The 14236-nt window shown below is 65.2% G+C and carries 14 protein-coding genes; 10 read left to right on the top strand and 4 right to left on the bottom strand.

Features of this window, described 5'->3' with window-relative positions:
• The first annotated feature begins 194 nt into the window (after positions 1–194).
• Positions 195–407, top strand: coding sequence for a hypothetical protein (locus ACTIFK_RS06710; RefSeq protein ID WP_439542281.1), 213 nt, complete (start codon positions 195–197; stop codon positions 405–407).
• Positions 400–1743 (top strand): prohibitin family protein, encoded by a 1344-nt coding sequence (locus ACTIFK_RS06705; protein WP_439542280.1) that lies wholly within the window; start codon positions 400–402, stop codon positions 1741–1743. Before ACTIFK_RS06710 ends, ACTIFK_RS06705 begins: the two co-directional genes overlap by 8 nt.
• On the opposite strand, the gene ACTIFK_RS06700 is transcribed toward ACTIFK_RS06705, so the two are convergent.
• Positions 1671–2513 (bottom strand): thioesterase II family protein, encoded by an 843-nt coding sequence (locus ACTIFK_RS06700; RefSeq protein WP_439542279.1) that lies wholly within the window; start codon positions 2511–2513, stop codon positions 1671–1673. The genes ACTIFK_RS06705 and ACTIFK_RS06700 overlap by 73 nt on opposite strands.
• Positions 2514–2599: 86 nt before the next feature.
• Between ACTIFK_RS06700 and ACTIFK_RS06695 the strand changes: the two genes are divergently transcribed.
• Positions 2600–3400, top strand: coding sequence for a 4'-phosphopantetheinyl transferase family protein (locus ACTIFK_RS06695; protein WP_439542278.1), 801 nt, complete (start codon positions 2600–2602; stop codon positions 3398–3400).
• On the opposite strand, the gene ACTIFK_RS06690 is transcribed toward ACTIFK_RS06695, so the two are convergent.
• Entirely contained in the window at positions 3361–4182 is an 822-nt protein-coding gene (locus ACTIFK_RS06690) for a metallophosphoesterase family protein (RefSeq protein ID WP_439542277.1), read from the bottom strand. The two genes, ACTIFK_RS06695 and ACTIFK_RS06690, sit on opposite strands and share 40 nt — an antisense overlap.
• Before the next feature lie 175 nt (positions 4183–4357).
• Here ACTIFK_RS06690 and ACTIFK_RS06685 point away from each other — a divergent pair, with 175 nt between their 5' ends.
• The 6 genes from ACTIFK_RS06685 to ACTIFK_RS06660 are packed head-to-tail and all read left to right on the top strand — an operon-like array spanning position 4358 to position 9937.
• Positions 4358–5173 (top strand): FkbM family methyltransferase, encoded by an 816-nt coding sequence (locus ACTIFK_RS06685; RefSeq protein WP_439542276.1) that lies wholly within the window; start codon positions 4358–4360, stop codon positions 5171–5173.
• Between the two features lie 2 nt (positions 5174–5175).
• Positions 5176–6441: a cytochrome P450 gene (locus ACTIFK_RS06680; RefSeq protein ID WP_439542275.1), complete on the top strand. Its 1266-nt coding sequence runs from the start codon at positions 5176–5178 to the stop codon at positions 6439–6441.
• Positions 6441–7694 (top strand): hydroxymethylglutaryl-CoA synthase family protein, encoded by a 1254-nt coding sequence (locus ACTIFK_RS06675; RefSeq protein ID WP_439542274.1) that lies wholly within the window; start codon positions 6441–6443, stop codon positions 7692–7694. Before ACTIFK_RS06680 ends, ACTIFK_RS06675 begins: the two co-directional genes overlap by 1 nt.
• A gap of 29 nt (positions 7695–7723) precedes the next feature.
• On the top strand, positions 7724–7969 hold the full coding sequence (locus ACTIFK_RS06670) for an acyl carrier protein (protein WP_439542273.1): 246 nt from the start codon (positions 7724–7726) through the stop codon (positions 7967–7969).
• The gene (locus ACTIFK_RS06665; protein WP_439542272.1) at positions 7950–9167 is read left to right on the top strand and encodes a beta-ketoacyl synthase N-terminal-like domain-containing protein; all 1218 of its coding nucleotides are present in this window, start codon (positions 7950–7952) and stop codon (positions 9165–9167) included. The genes ACTIFK_RS06670 and ACTIFK_RS06665 overlap by 20 nt, the downstream gene beginning before the upstream one ends.
• Positions 9168–9175: 8 nt before the next feature.
• The gene (locus ACTIFK_RS06660) at positions 9176–9937 is read left to right on the top strand and encodes an enoyl-CoA hydratase/isomerase (protein ID WP_439542271.1); all 762 of its coding nucleotides are present in this window, start codon (positions 9176–9178) and stop codon (positions 9935–9937) included.
• On the opposite strand, the gene asnB is transcribed toward ACTIFK_RS06660, so the two are convergent.
• Together asnB and ACTIFK_RS06650 are read right to left on the bottom strand one after the other, a co-directional pair.
• Positions 9901–11901, bottom strand: coding sequence for an asparagine synthase (glutamine-hydrolyzing) (asnB, locus tag ACTIFK_RS06655; protein WP_439542270.1), 2001 nt, complete (start codon positions 11899–11901; stop codon positions 9901–9903). The genes ACTIFK_RS06660 and asnB overlap by 37 nt on opposite strands.
• Positions 11902–11985: 84 nt before the next feature.
• Positions 11986–12276 carry an acyl carrier protein gene (locus tag ACTIFK_RS06650; RefSeq protein ID WP_439542269.1) on the bottom strand — a complete coding sequence of 97 codons (291 nt, stop codon included), beginning with the start codon at positions 12274–12276 and terminating at the stop codon, positions 11986–11988.
• Positions 12277–12556: 280 nt separating this feature from the next.
• Here ACTIFK_RS06650 and ACTIFK_RS06645 point away from each other — a divergent pair, with 280 nt between their 5' ends.
• On the top strand, positions 12557–14212 hold the full coding sequence (locus tag ACTIFK_RS06645) for a cyclic peptide export ABC transporter (protein ID WP_439542268.1): 1656 nt from the start codon (positions 12557–12559) through the stop codon (positions 14210–14212).
• Positions 14213–14236 lie beyond the last annotated feature (24 nt).

Genomic DNA, 14236 nt, shown 5'->3' with positions numbered 1-14236 from the left:
GTGAGAGGCTGGCCGGCTAACGCGGCGGTGTTTGGTGCTGACGCGCGCATCCTTGCCCTCGGCTCAATAAATTACGGCTTTGCGCCAGCGGCTTATCCTCTCCTTTGTGGGTGGCTCCGCTGGCGGCTGCCCACCGAATCAGAGACGGTTGGCGCTGCGGGGCGCAGATCGACGCGCCAGCCGCGGGGGGTGGCATGGTCATCGGTTTATACATCCTGTTTGCGGTGCTGGTGGGCTTCTTTGCGATCGGTCGCAGCGGAGGCTTCTTTCTCTATTTCCTGCTGTCCATCATTCTCACCCCGATCGTGGCGCTCATCATCCTGATCATGGCGACGCCGGTGGTGGTGGATACGCGGGGCGTGGTCGTGAAGAAGCCGTGGCGGAAGCGCCCGCTCGCCAATGTCTGAAGTTCTCGTCTCTCAGCCGCTGCATGTGGCGGCCCTGTCGTCCGGGCGCAACTGGTTCTTGCGCCAACGCCGCACGCTGATGCTGGCGCTGCTGGTCGCGATGTTCATCATCACCGCTCTTGCGCCGCGGATCTTCATCACCATTCCATCCGGCCATGGCGGCATCCTCTGGCTGCGCTTCTTCGGAGGCACGCAGGCGAGCCAGCAGGCGCTCGGCGAGGGACTGCATGTCATCCCGCCTTGGGATCACATCTTCATCTACGACATGCGCGTGCAGGAGCATGATCAGGCCTACGAGGTCATCGCCCGAGAGGGTCTGCAAGTGACCGTGCGCAGCTCTTTCCGCTGGCACCTCAATCCGGCAACGCTGCCACGCCTGCACAAGACGATCGGCCCGAACTATCTCAACGTGCTTCTGGTGCCGGAAGTCGGGTCCGTCTTGCGCGAGCGGATCTCGCAGTACGAAATCGAGGAGCTGTTCTCGTCGCGCCGGACGCAGATCCAGGGCGAAATCCTGCAGGCGGTCGCGAGGGAAATGCCCGGCGAGTCCGTGAACAGGATCGGCATCAATGTCGACGACCACGACGGAGAAGACTTCGTGATCATGACCGACATCCTGCTGAAGGATGTCACGCTGCCGTTCCGGCTACGGTCCGCCATAGAGCGTAAGCTCGAGCAGGCGCAGATCTCACAGGAGTACGGCTTCAGAATTCAGCGCGAGCGACTGGAGAGCGAGCGCAAGCAGATCGAGGCGCAGGGCATCCAGGCATTCCAGCAGACGGTTCAAGCTGGGATCTCGGAAGCGTATTTGAAATGGCGCGGGATCGAGGCCACGCTGCAGCTTGCGGCCTCTCCGAACGCCAAGGTGGTCATTGTGGGCGGTGGGTCCCAGGGGCTGCCGCTGATCCTCAACACCGGCGACACGCCATCGCTACCGGCGGCGCCGCCGGCGGCTCCGGCGACGCCACATCCCGCGAAGCATAAGGCCGACGTCGACGCCGAAAGCGCAGGGCGTATCTCGGGCTCGATCGACATGTCGCCGCCGCAGTCCAATTCACCCTTCGAAACGCTCGCAAACCCACACAGCACGGCCGAAGAAGACGAGATCGAAGCGGAAGCTGTGGCCGTTGAAAAAGCGACTGACGCGTGGTCGAAATCCGGAGTGGCAGCGGCGCCAGCCGCCCCTGCTGCGCGTGCGCTGGATGACGAACCCGGCGCCGATGCGCCGCCCTACATCCTGCGCTCCTTCGCCGACGCCTTCGGCTATCGCCTGAAGCCGATCACGCCGCCGGCATCCGCATCCGCCGATATCGGACCCAAGCCGAGCCCGCGTTGATCCGCGGCGCTCGCGTCGTGAGGCGATGCGGCGATGGCGGACAAGTCCGCTGCGAGCGCCCCGATCAGGGCGTCGCGTTCGTCCTGCAGATAGAAGTGGCCGCCTGAAAACAGCTTCGGTGCGTGGGGCTGCTCGGTGAGCGGTAGCCAGCCGGCGATGTTGTCCGGCGTCATCTGAGGATCGTCGCGGCCTCCATAGATGAAGAACGGCGCGGCCAGCGGCGGCTCATGCCGGTACGTATAGGTTTCGATGGCTTCGATGTCGGCGCGCATAATCGGCAGCAGCATGCGCATCATGTCCGGCTGTTCGAGGATGATCTGCGGGATGCCGTTGTAGCGGGCGCACATCGCGTCCACGAAATCCGCGTCGGACAGCGTATGGATGGGCGTATCCTGTTCGGGAACGGCCGGCGCACGGCGGCCGGACAACAGCAAAGCCCGGGGCGCGGGAGCGCCGAGCCGGCGCAGGTTGCGGGCGGTTTCGAAGGCGATGAGCGCGCCCATGCTGTGTCCGAAAAATGCATAGGGGCGGTCCGTCAGCCGCAGAATTTCGCGGGCGAGGCAGTCGGCGATGGTCGCGATCCGGGGTATCGGCTGCTCCGTTCGCCGTCCTTCGCGGCCGGGGAGCTGGACGGCGCGGAGTTCGATCCAGCCCGGCATGACGGCGCGCCACGGAAAGAAGAGGGATGCGCCGCGCCCTGCGTGCGGTATGCAGTACAAGGTCAGGCGTGCGGATGGCCGCTGATGGGCGATAAGCCAGGGAGAGGTCATCTGCTTCTCGGGATGCTGACGAAAAAGGTTACGTGCAACGCGGCCGCTCCATTTTCGGCTTGGGATTGGAATAGTAGAGTCGGGCTGTGACCGTACCAGACCTTCCCGGCCTCCATTTGCCCATTTCCACAACGGCCGTCCGCGTCCGCTGGCTGGCGCTCGACGCCGTGGCGCCGGAGATGTGGGCGGAGCTCGCGGCGCTGCTCGACGACGCGGAGCGCGTTCGGGCGGCTCGCTTCCACTTCGACCGGGACCGCCAGGCCTACATCGCGGCGCATGCGCTCGCGCGGACTCTGCTCTCCGCTGAAGCGCCGCGAGCGCCCGCGACGTGGCGCTTCACCGAGGGCGTCCATGGCAAGCCGGAGGTCGTGCGTGAGCCGGGCGTTCCGCCGCTGCGTTTCAACTTGTCCCACACGCACGGCCTGGTCGCCGTGGCAGTGACGCTTGCGCACGATATTGGCATCGACGTGGAAGCCATCGATCCCAAGCGTGCCGGTATCGAGTTCGCGGAGCGGGTGTTTGCGCCGGCCGAGGTCGCGGTGCTGCACGCGGCGCCGCGCGAGGTGCTGCCCGAGACGCTGTTTGCGATCTGGACGCTCAAGGAGGCCTGCATCAAAGCGCTGGGTGGCGGGCTCTCCGTGCCGCTCGACGCCTTTTCGGTGTCGTTGGACCCGCTCGCGGTTCACTTCTCCGATGCGCTGGGCGAGGATCCGGAGCACTGGCGTCTGTGGCGGATGGGGCCAACGCCCGCGCATGCCCTCGCGCTGGCCTTGCGCCATCCTGAACCCGCAGCCGTGCGCGTCGATGCGATTGGAGTTCGTGCGCAAGACATTTTGACCTCGGCGGCTCATGCGGCGTCGGACGCGGGCCAGATGGGCCGAAGATAGGCGGCCATACCGAGGCGCGGGTCCCACTGTGGCGGATATCCGAACGACACTTCCTCGAAGCGCGTGGCGTCCCGCCAATCCGTGCGGCGCACATGCAGATGTCCGCTGACCGCGACGCGCACGTTGAAGCGGACGTGCCAATCCTCCGTCAGCACGGTGCCGCACCACGGCGCAAAGCGCGGTATGCGCGGGATGTAAACGAGATCTCGCCGAAGCGGGTAGTGGTTGATGATGATCTTGGGGACATCGGCCCCGAGCGCTGCGAGCCGCAGCTCTGTTTCGCGGCACCGATGGTGACACCACTCGGATATCGACGCGAACGGCGAGGGATCGAGCAGCATCTCGTCGCCAGCAACCGAGCGCTCTTCGCGTGCCCAGGTGATGACGGACGCGAGCGGGACGTCCGGTGGGCGGAAGCTGTAGTCATAGAGAAGCATCGCCGGCACGATTGCGCAGGGCTCGCCGCCGCCCGGCCAGATCAGGTAGGGGTCCTCAGGCGTGACGACGCCGAGTTTGCGGGCGATTTCGACAAGAGCCTCATATTTGCGCACGCCCCTGCCGGATGGGCCGGGAACCGTCCACAGATCGTGGTTGCCCGGCACCCAGATCACCTTGGCAAAGCGTTCGCGAAGCAGGACCAATCCCTCCTCGAATCGCTCGAAGCCCTCGGCGACATCGCCGGCTACGATCAGCCAGTCGTCTGGGAATGCAGGCATTTCCAGGAGCGCCTGCATATTCGCGGTGCTGCTGAGATGCAGGTCGCTGATGGCCAGCAGCTTCAAGTGGGTCTACCCCATTGCAATGAGATGGTCATACGCCGGGACATGAAGGCCTCGCCGTCTTCCGTACGCGACGGAATCGACGTACCCAAGAAAGTACGTTCCGTCAAAGCGCTATCGCGCTCTGCATCCAAGTCCGCCGTGATTGGCCGTCTGCACAAACAAGGGGTGATCCCATATGGTCCTCTCCACAGCGACCCTGCCGGATGGGCGCAGCGTCCAATGCGTCAATGCCTACGAGGTCGACTTTTCGTGGCATGAGATTTTCGCGGACGATCTCACAGCGCACGGACTTTCTCTCCCGCGGGACGGCGTCTACGTCGACGTCGGCGCTAATATTGGGCTCTTCGCCCTGCATCTCAATGACCTCGCTCCCGATGCGCGCCTCATTGCCTATGAGCCGATGCCCGCGTCATTTGCGGCCCTCGAGCGGAACATCGACGTGATGGGCGGGCGGGCCCAGGCGTTCCAGATGGCGCTCGGAGCGGCGCAAGGCGAACTGGAGTTCGACTATTATCCGGGAATCAGCGCGCTTTCGACCGCGAACCCGGCAGCCGGCGAAGTGCTTTCAGGAGGGCTCAAGAACCTGCTGTTCAGCAACGGCGCGAGCGCCGACGTGCGTGCGATCCTCGACCGCAGTGGGGCCAGCGAGCGGATGGACGACGAGGAATTCATCGCCGAGCTTTTCCGGGTGGAACGCGTCCGCGCCGCGGTGGACACGCTGTCGAACCAGGCCAGCCTGCACGGCCTCGACCGGATCGACCTCGTGAAGATCGACACGGAAGGCGCGGAGAAGGATGTGCTGGCCGGCATTTCGGAAACGCTCTGGCCGCGCATCCGCCAGATGCTGGTCGAGGTGCATCTCGGCCGCGGCGAGACCGATGCCATTGCCGCCGATCTCGAGGCGCGCGGCTACAAGACGGTGATTGGAAACCATCCCCTCGCCGAGGGCGGCGCGCCGGTGTTTCACGTCTATGCCGCGCGGAGCGCGTAACGATGGTTTCACCAAGCCGTTCGGCGATTGCGCGCGAAGAGCCGGTGGCGGTCGACTGGTGGCGGATGCTGGCCGATCCGGCGTTTCTCGAAGATCCCTACCCGGAGCTTGCGCGGCTGCGCAACCTTGCGCCGGTCCATCATGATCCGGTGTCCGGGGTGTACTTCATTCTCGGGCATCGCGAGTTCGCGCGCGTCTCGAAGTCGTCCGCGATGGGCCGCGATACGCGCCTCTGGATGGGGGGCTGGTCGTCGCCCGAGTATGCCGCGGAGGATCCGGTCGGCTACCGGCTTTACAGTGCGTTTCAACCGCAGATGATCAACAGCGATCCGCCGGATCACGGCCGGATGCGTGGCGTCTACGAGCCTGCGTTCCATCCGCAGGCCGTCGCGGCGCTGGAACCGATGGTCCGGGCCGAGGCGGAGCGGTTGATGTCCGCCATGCCCGAAAGCGGCGTGGTTGAGATGATCGACGCTTTCGCCGGTCCGCTTCCTCTCAGGGTGTTGCGCAACCTGTTCGACATGCCGGAAGCGATGGACGAAGACATCGCCCGCTGGAGCGCGGCGCTCATCAAGATCGGCGACATCATGATGACGCCGGAGCAGAAGCAGGATGCGCTGGAGGCGCTCGATACCTTCAAGTCGGTCTTGCGCCGCCATCTTGCCGAGCGGCGCGGGTGCCCGCATGCGGGTCTCATTGGAAGCGTGCTCGCCGCGGAAGAGACCGGCGTGCTCGACGAGGAGGAGACGTTGACCAACCTCGTCTCCATGCTGGTCGCCGGCCACGAGACGACGGTCACGCTGATCGGCAATGGACTGCTGCTGCTGTTGCAGAACCCCGGCGAGATGGCGCGGCTGCGCGCCGATCGCGGGCTGATGCGAACGGCGGTGGAGGAGTTCCTGCGGGTCGAGCCGGGCGGCAACATGATCCTGCGCATCGCGCGGGAGGAGATGGACGTTGGCGGCTGGCGCATTCCCGCGGGCGCGCCGGTGGTCGGTCTGATCGGCGCGGTGAACCGCGATCCGTTGCGCTTCGCGCGGCCGGACGTGCTCGACATCGGGCGCACGGCGAACGCGCATGCCACCTTCGGCGGCGGCATCCATTTCTGCGTCGGCGCCCCCCTGGCGAGGCTCGAAGCGCAGATCGCCTTCGATGCGCTGCTCGACCGCTTTCCGCAGATGTCGCTCGCCGGCCGTCCCGAGTGGCGGCTCGACCGCATCAACGCGCGCGGCCTCGGGCGCCTGCCGGTGCAAGTCGGGGCGGCCTGATGTCATCCGTTGGACTTGAGGCGCTGGGCGTCTACGGCGGCGCGGCTTATGTCGACGTGCAGGAGCTGTGCGCGCATCGCGGGCTCGATATCCAGCGCTTCGAAAACCTGATGATGCGTGAAAAATCCGTGGCGCTTCCCTGCGAGGATCCGGTCAGCTTCGCGGTCAATGCCGCGCGCCCGCTCGTGGATCGGCTGACCGAGAGCGAGCGCGATCGCATCGAGATGATCGTGACATGCACGGAATCGGGCATCGACTTCGGTAAGTCGCTCAGCACGTACGTGCACGCGCATTTGGGTCTTCAGAAGGCGTGCCGATTGTTCGAGGTGAAGCAGGCTTGCTATTCGGGCACCGCGGGCCTGCAGATGGCGGTCAATTTCATTCTGTCGGGAACGTCGCCGGGCGCGAAGGCGCTCGTGATCGCGACGGACATTTCGCGATTTGCGTTGGCGGACAAGGGCGCCATCGAGGAGTGGGCCTATTCGGAGCCGAGTTCGGGCGCGGGCGCGGTGGCGATGTTCGTCAGCGACACGCCGCATCTGTTCCGCATCGACGCGGGCGCGCATGGCAATCACGCGTTCGAGGTCATGGACACCTGCAGGCCGGGACCGGATACGGAAGCGGGCGACGCCGACCTCTCGCTGATGGCGTACCTCGAATGCTGCGAGCACGCGTTCCGCGACTATGCCCGCCGGGTCGATGGCGCGGATTTTCGCGAAACGTTCCAGCACCTGGCGTTTCATACCCCGTTCGGCGGCATGGTGAAGGGGGCGCACCGCCACCTCATGCGCCGCCTTTGCAGAGCGCCCGTGAGCGAGGTCGAGGCCGACTTCACGCGCCGTATGGCGGCCAGCCTCGCGTACGGACAGCGCGTTGGAAATACGGCCGGGGCGTCGGTGTTTCTCGCGCTGGCCGGGATTATCGACACGGCAGGGATCAACACGCCGCAACGGGTCGGGCTCTTCTCGTACGGATCCGGCTGCTGCTCGGAATTCTTTTCCGGCGTGGTCCCGGCGGATGCGTCGACGCGGCTGAAGGACGCCGGGATCGCGGCGGGGCTCGATGCGCGCTACAAGCTGTCCATGGCGGAGTACGACGCCATCCTCGGCAGCACGGATACGGTGCGCTTCGGCACGCGCGACACGACGCTTGCACCGGATACGATGCCGGGCATCGGCAACAGCGAGGCGAGAACGCCGCGGTTGGTTCTCGAAGCCATCGCGGGCTATCATCGCAAGTACCGCTGGATCTAGCGGGCGTTTCACGTTTGGGGGAAGTCGTCATGGGGCCGGAGGCCGTTTTCGCCACGTTGCTGGTTCAGATCCGGGATGTGGTGCCGGAACTCGGCGGTCACGCGTTCGCGCGCACGGAGTCGATGGCCGATCTCGGCGTGAACTCGATCGAACGCAGCGAAGTGCTGCTGCTGACGCTCGATGCGCTCGGCCTCAAGATGTCGCCGGTGGCGTTCCATGGCGCGCGCAACATCGGAGAACTCTCCGATCTGATCCATGCCAAGCTCGCCGCTTGATCGCGCGGCTCCGGCCGTCACCGGCATCGGCGTTGCGACCGGGTTCGGTTACGGCAAGGATAGCCTGTTCGACGGGCTGTTCAGCGGGCGAAATCTGTTCGGGCCTCTCCTGCGGGCCGGCCGGCAGCTAACGCAAGGTGACGCGCGTTTTGTCGGCATCGAAGTTCCCGATCCGCCTGAGATTTTAACGCGACGCGTGGCGCGCACTGCGGGGTTTTCGGCGCGCGTGGCGGTGGCCGTGGTCGCGGAAGCCTGGGCCGAAGCGGGCCTCGATGCGCTCGATCCATCCCGGATCGGGCTCGTGCTCGGCGGATCGAACCTGCAGAGCCGCGAGCTGATGCTGGCACAGCGGGATGCCGCCGAGCGGCAACGACGTGTGTCGCCGCATCTCGGATACGCGTTTTTCGATGCCGACCTCGCTGCGCTCTGCGCGGAACGGTTCGGTATAAAAGGCCAGACGTATTCGGTTGGTGGTGCGTCGGCGAGCGGTGCGGTGGCCGTGATCCAAGCGGCCGAGCTGGTTGCGTCGGGCCGCCTCGAAGCCTGCATCGCGGTTGGCGCATTGCAGGATCTCAGCGCCTTCGAACTCGAGGCATTGTCGCTGATGGGCGCGCTCAGTGCAGGCGACCGCTGCCGTCCGTTCGACCGCGCGCGCGATGGCTTCGCGTTCGGGGAAAGCGCGGCGGCGCTCGTCATCCGGCGCGGCGATGCTGTTCCTCCGGGTGACGGCTACGGGCGTCTGTCCGGCTGGTCACACATCACCGACGGGAGGCGTGGTCCCGATCCCTCGCTGGACGGCGAGGTGCGCGCCATTCAATTGGCGCTCGAGGCGGCAGGGCTGGCGCCGGATCAGATCGACTACATCAATGCGCACGGCACCGGGACGCCGCTGGGTGACGATACGGAAGCCGCCGCTTATCGCGCCGCAGGACTGACGCACGCGCCGATCAACGCGACCAAGTCGATCATCGGCCATGGCATCGCGTCCGCGGGCGCGGTCGAGGTGGCGTCGGCGCTGCTCCAGATGCGCAAAGGTCTGCTTCATTCGACGCACGGTCTCGACGATCCGATCGATGCCGGGCTTCACTGGGTGCAACGGGAGCCTTTGCCCGCGACCGTGCGCAATGCGCTTAGTTTGTCGTTCGGGTTCGGAGGCGTGAATACGGCCATCGTGCTTTCGGCGCCTGAGGCAGGATAGGATCGGCCATGGGCTACGACACACTCGACGTTCGCTTCAAGGATGGGCTCTGCCGCGTGCGGCTCGATCGGGCGGACGCGGGCAATGCGCTCAACGCGCGCATGGTGGAGGAGCTATCCTCTGTGCTTGCCCTTTGTGCGACCGAGGATCGCGATCAGCCGGTCACGATCCTGGTTCTGGAGGGCGCGGCGAGCGTGTTCTGCAGCGGCGGCGACTTCGAAGCAACTGCCGGCGGCGCGGCGCTCGATCCCGCACCGCTCTACGATCTCTGGACGCACCTCGCGACGGGGCCGTTCATTTCGATTGCGCTGGTGCGAGGGCGCGCAAACGCCGGCGGCGTGGGGCTCGCGTGCTCGTGCGATCTCGTGCTGTGCGATCGCTCCGCCACGTTCTCGCTGTCGGAGCTGCTGTTCGGACTTTTTCCGGCGTGCGTGATGCCGTTTCTGGTCCGGCGGACCGGCCTGCAGAAGGCGCATCATATGGCGCTGATGACGCGTCCCATTCCGGCCGCGGAAGCCTTGGCGTCCGGCCTCGCCGATGCGGTGGGAGACGATGCCGAGGCGCTCCTCGCCAGCCACCTCCCGCGCCTGACGCGGCTCACCCGGCCGGCGATCGCACGCTACAAGTCGTTCATGGGCGACCTGACGGAGATTATCGATCGCGCCAAGCCGATGGCTTTGGCCGCCAATCGCGAGATGTTCGAGGATGCCACCGTTCGGCGCAATATCAGCCGCTACGTGACGGAGATGAAGCTGCCCTGGGAGGACTGATTGCGCGGTTGCGCGCGGCTCCTGTAGTCGGAGAAGGTCATGCGCGCGGGTACTATCGCAGGCAGCCGTTCGCGCGAGACGAACTGGCGATGCAGCAGCGCCAGCGACATCAGGAACATGAACGTCTGATTTTCCTTGGTGCTGATTTCAGACGCCGGGCGCGACAGGATCTTGTTCACCAACGCGGTTGCAAAACGCACGTCGAGATAGGGGAGCTTCGCCAGCTCCTGCTCGGAGCAGACGGCATCGAGCATGTCGGGCCGCATGCTCGCGAACGCCGCGCTGTCAGGCGCGCGATAGGGGAACTTCCGCTTGGTCGTAATGGCGGGCGGTAGCTGCTCGGCGAAGGCGTGGCGCAACAGGCGCTTTTCTTCGAAGCCGTCGTCGAAGCGAAGATTGACGGAGCTGGCGAGATCGACCACCGCCTTGTCGAGGAAGGGGCAGCGGTTCTCCACGCCATGCGCAAGGGCCATGCGATCTCCCTGCGTCGAGAGAAGGTAGCCGGGGAGCAGGGTCTGGAATTCGAGCCATTGGGCCTTCTGCACGGCCGTCAAAGCGCCGAAGCCGGGCGCCTCGGCGGCCAAGCCGGAAATGGCGGCAAAGGCGTCGCCCGGCGCACGCAACAGGCGTGTCGAGAAGCGGCCGTTCTGGAAGCGCAGCTCGTGTGAGAAGAGCCCCGCCATGTGCTCGCGTGAGAACTGGTGATAGAGGCCCGTTACGGCTGCGAGATCGCGCGGGCCGTAGTGATCGAGATGCGGGTAGAGCGAGGCGATCCGGTCGAGGCGTGTGGCGTCGTCGAGGCCGTCCCAGGCTGCGCGGAGCTGTGTTTCCTTGAACAGATCGTAGCCGAGGAACGCTTCGTCCGCGCCTTCGCCGGAGAGCACGACCTTGATGCCGGCTTCGCGCGTACGCTTCGACAGCAGATACATCGGCACGAAGGCGCTGCGGAACACCGGCACTTCGGCGTGGTAGAGCGCGGCTTCGAAGTTGGTGACGATGTCTGCGTGGCCGATGGTTAGCGTCGTGTGATCGGTGTGCAGGAAATCCGAGATCTCGCGCTGGGCGTCCGATTCATCCAAGGCGGCGTCTTCGAACGCGATTGAGAACGTGGCGACGGAGCGGTCGACTTCCTTGCTCGTCAGGAGGGCGATGATGGAGGAGTCGAGGCCGCCGCTCAGGTAGACGCCGACTTCGACGTCGCTGCGCAGGCGGAGGCGCACGCTGTCGGTCAAAGCGGCGCGGATTTGGGCGATGGCGTCGGCCTCGCTCGTGACGGCCGGGCCGCGATCGAAGGTGAGGTGCTCGTAGCACCGGCGCGTGAGCGTCCCGTCGCGGACCTCCAGCCATTCGGCAAGGCCGAGGCTGTCAATGCCGGTGAAACCGGTTTGATGCGGAAGCGGCGTCCATTGGCCCAGGATCGACGCGATCTGATCGGCGTTCTGCTCGAAGCGGAATCCCGGGTAGGCCAGGAATGCCTTCATCTCGGACGCGAACAACAGGCCGCCGTCGTGCCGCGCGAAATAAAGGGGGCGCTTGCCGAACCGGTCACGCGCCAGCGCCAGCGTGCGTGTGTCCCTGTCGTACACCGCAAACGCGAAGCCGCCATTCAGCTTGGGCAGGCACTTCGCGCCCCAGACAATCCAGGCTTCGAGGAGCACTTCGGTGTCGGAGCGCGTGCGGAAGATGCTGCCGCGGGCTTCGAGCTCGGCGCGCAGTTCGCGGTAGTTGTAGATTTCGCCGTTGTAGCAGATCCAGTAGCGGCCGCTCGCGTCCGACATGGGTTGCGCGCCTGCCGCCGGATCGATGATGGCGAGCCGGGCTGTGCCCATGGCGCATCGGTCGTCGGCAAATCCGCCGGCGGCGTCCGGGCCGCGATGGCCGATGCGGCCGAGCATGGCCGACAGGATGCCGTCGAAGGCGGCGCTATCCGCGTCTGGAAGCAGGAAGCCGACGATGCCGCACATGCAGGATTAGGCCCTTCGTGGCCACAGGCTTTGGCCATTCTGGCCAGCCGGGTTTCGACGCGAACGCGTGAGCAGGCCCCGCGATCAGGCCGAGAGCGCGTGCGGTTGAACGTTGTCCATTGATGCGCCGCGCTGGGCCATCTTGCGCAGGACGTGGACGCAAATCTGCGTGCAACTCACAAGCAACGCGTCCGTCAGCTCGGCTTCGGTGAACTTGATGCCGAATTCCCGCTCCAGAAAGCGGTGAAGCTGCACGTAACCGAAGGAGTCCATCACGCCTTCGCGAAACAGATCCGTGTCTTCGGGAAAGGTGGCGTCGAATTCGACAAGAAACTGCTGTTCGATGAACGCGCGAATTCTGTCTTCGACTTGCATCAGGCAGCCCCCCACCGTCTGAAGGAGATACTCCGTGGCAGGAGCCAAAGAGCGCGAATCCCCTCCAGGAATCTAGGGGATGGTCGGCATGCGTAGCAACGGAAATGTCACGCCAATTTGGCGTTTACGGATCTCATGGGGATAAGCGTGCACATCCCGGGCGGTCGCCTTGCGGTTCCGGTCCCCTTTCACTTAGCTGCCATCTGCAACGAAACGGCCGTCTGAGCGTCACCGGCGCCGAATGACGCTGACCACCGTCGGGGGGCGTGGAGCGTAAGATATGCATGTGCTGCGGCTACTCTCCATCGGATCGTTCGATACGTTCCGCAGCGGCCTGCTGGTGACCTGCATCGCCGGTCTCGGCAACGTCCTGCTGATCGGGCTGATCAATGCCGCCGCGGAGACGGCCGTGATCGGCGAGCCCGTCGGCATTCAACTGCTGGTCCTGTACATCATCGCGTTCGCGATCTTCTATGTGGCCGACCGCATTTCGCTCAGGGAAGCCAACCGCCTGCTGCAACGGCGCCTGGCCGACCTGCGGACGCGGGTGCTCGAGAAAATCCGCAATGCGGAGCTGAGGCCGCTCGAACACATCAGCCGCGGCGAGATCTACGCGACCGTCGTTCAGGAGACCAACCACCTCTCGCAGAGCTTTCCGCTGCTTGTCAGCGCGGCGCAGAGCGTGTGCCTGCTGGCGTTCTGCCTGCTCTACATCGCGTATCTTTCGGTTGCTTCGTTCGTCGTCGTTTCCGGCGTGACGCTGGTCGGCCTGCTCCAGTTCTGGCTGCGGCGGCGGCGGCTTTCCAAGGCCATGGCGACTGTGCATGCGCAGGAAGCCGCCATGCTCAACACGCTCGGTCATTTCACCGACGGCTTCCAGGAAATCCGCCTCAACGCCGACAAGAGCGACGCGCTGCAGCGGAATTTCGCGTCCATCGTGGAGGATCTCGAAACCAAGGTCGTCGGCATCGGCGGAACGTGGGTCGGGCTGTTGCTGTTCTCGAACGCGTTCCTCTACTTCCTCGTCGGCGTCGTAATCTTCGTGCTGCCGATGTTTTTCAGCGGCTACACCGACATCATCTACAAAATCGTGGCGGTCGCGATCTTCTGCGTCGGGCCGGTGATGGCCGTGACGTCGACCGCTCCGCTGTACGACAAGGCGAACGTCGGGCTCGCGCATGTGTTTGCGCTCGAACAGCGCCTCGATGCGGGTGCGGTTTCGCGCCCTGCGGCCACCGCCGATGCGCTCGCGCCGGATTTCAGGGCGTTCCGGGAGATCTCGGTCGATCGTCTGCTGTTCAACTACCGCAGCGAAACGGGGGCGAGCCTTTTCAAGGCGGGGCCCTGGGATTTTCGAATTGCCCGTGGAGAGATCATCTTCCTCATCGGCGGCAATGGCAGCGGCAAATCGACGGCGCTCAAGCTCATCTCCGGACTGTACCAGCCCGACAGCGGCGCGATCCGCGTCGACGGCGTCCCGGTGACGGATGCGACGCTGCAAAGCTATCGCGAGATGTTCTCGGCCATCTTCACGGACTTCCACCTCTTCGATCGCCTCTACGGCTTGGATACGGTCGACCGGGAGCAGGTCGACATGCTGCTTCAGTACATGGGGCTCGAAGACAAGGTCACCTTTGCCGACGGGCGGTTCTCGACGCAGGCCCTTTCGACGGGGCAACGCAAGCGGCTGGCGATGGTCGTGGCGCTGCTGGAGCAGCGCGAGGTCTACCTGTTCGACGAATGGGCGGCGGATCAGGACGCCTGGTTCCGCGATGTCTTCTACCGGGGCCTGCTGCCGGCATTGAAGCGCACCGGAAAGACGGTGATCGCGGTCACGCATGACGACCGGTACTGGGACTGCGCGGACCGGTGCATCGCGCTCGACGTCGGGGAGATCGTTCCTGAGCAGCGGCTGATCGCGGCGGGGGCAGACTGACGTGGTCATTCTGAACTTCATCCG

This window comes from Hyphomicrobium sp. (genome assembly GCF_051860585.1).
Lineage (GTDB): Bacteria > Pseudomonadota > Alphaproteobacteria > Rhizobiales > Hyphomicrobiaceae > Hyphomicrobium_C.
The sequence above is the reverse complement of the archived record's forward strand: the minus strand, read 5'-3'. Positions and strand labels throughout refer to the sequence as shown.

Coding starts and splice junctions, on each gene's coding strand:
- ACTIFK_RS06710 (WP_439542281.1), top strand. CDS start 195: ATGGTCATCGGTTTATACATCCTGTTTGCGGTGCTGGTGGGCTTCTTT.
- ACTIFK_RS06650 (WP_439542269.1), bottom strand. CDS start 12,276: ATGCAAGTCGAAGACAGAATTCGCGCGTTCATCGAACAGCAGTTTCTT.
- ACTIFK_RS06670 (WP_439542273.1), top strand. CDS start 7,724: ATGGGGCCGGAGGCCGTTTTCGCCACGTTGCTGGTTCAGATCCGGGAT.
- ACTIFK_RS06705 (WP_439542280.1), top strand. CDS start 400: ATGTCTGAAGTTCTCGTCTCTCAGCCGCTGCATGTGGCGGCCCTGTCG.
- ACTIFK_RS06645 (WP_439542268.1), top strand. CDS start 12,557: ATGCATGTGCTGCGGCTACTCTCCATCGGATCGTTCGATACGTTCCGC.
- ACTIFK_RS06680 (WP_439542275.1), top strand. CDS start 5,176: ATGGTTTCACCAAGCCGTTCGGCGATTGCGCGCGAAGAGCCGGTGGCG.
- asnB (WP_439542270.1), bottom strand. CDS start 11,901: ATGTGCGGCATCGTCGGCTTCCTGCTTCCAGACGCGGATAGCGCCGCC.
- ACTIFK_RS06700 (WP_439542279.1), bottom strand. CDS start 2,513: ATGACCTCTCCCTGGCTTATCGCCCATCAGCGGCCATCCGCACGCCTG.
- ACTIFK_RS06660 (WP_439542271.1), top strand. CDS start 9,176: ATGGGCTACGACACACTCGACGTTCGCTTCAAGGATGGGCTCTGCCGC.
- ACTIFK_RS06685 (WP_439542276.1), top strand. CDS start 4,358: ATGGTCCTCTCCACAGCGACCCTGCCGGATGGGCGCAGCGTCCAATGC.
- ACTIFK_RS06675 (WP_439542274.1), top strand. CDS start 6,441: ATGTCATCCGTTGGACTTGAGGCGCTGGGCGTCTACGGCGGCGCGGCT.
- ACTIFK_RS06665 (WP_439542272.1), top strand. CDS start 7,950: ATGCCAAGCTCGCCGCTTGATCGCGCGGCTCCGGCCGTCACCGGCATC.